This window comes from Thalassotalea fusca, assembly GCF_053485835.1.
This window is the reverse complement of the sequence record NZ_JBQRUN010000051.1, coordinates 1-577: the sequence shown is the minus strand read 5'-3', so window position 1 is coordinate 577 and position 577 is coordinate 1. Positions and strand designations below refer to the sequence as shown.

The window sequence follows — 577 nt, the reverse complement described above, 5'->3', positions numbered from 1 at the left end:
TTGCCCACCACTGCCCACTTCCTTGAACACATTTTGATGACACGTTTTGTGTCTTTTCTAAAGCTATTCCAAGCGTGACTACATGCGTTGACAATATCCTCATATCCCTTGAACTTTCGGTTGGCTAGATAATGTTGTCGCATCCAGCTCCATACTTGCTCTATTGGGTTTAGCTCTGGGGAGTAGGGAGGTATCTTCATGACCGTGATGTTCGGGAATTCATCTCCAATATCATTGGTGTGCCAACCTGCGCCGTCCATGACGACAATAGCGTGGCGATCGTGTTGTGTCCGCTTTGATATTTGTCCTAGGTGTTCTCGCATAATGTCTTTGTTAATACAGGGCGTTATCAGTGCTTCTGTTTCGCCAGTCGCAGGGCAGACAGCACCAAAGAAGTGAGCATACTCAAATTGTTGTTGTCTTACGGCTCTTGGTCTACTTCCTTTAGGAGCCCATAATCGTGTCGTGGTATTTTGCTGACCAAAGCGAGCTTCATCTTGAAACCAGATATCTATTTTTTCAGGCTTGACGTGGACTGGCGTGTGAATGATCGTTGCCACAGGGAACTTTTTTATAT

Annotated in this window: 1 protein-coding gene; it reads right to left on the bottom strand. The window is 45.6% G+C overall.

Going from position 1 to position 577, the window contains the following annotated elements; all coding sequences use genetic code 11:
• Positions 1 to 577, bottom strand: a 577-nt coding sequence (locus ACSLUK_RS19970) for an IS630 family transposase (protein WP_448550549.1), incomplete at both ends; no start/stop codon positions are given.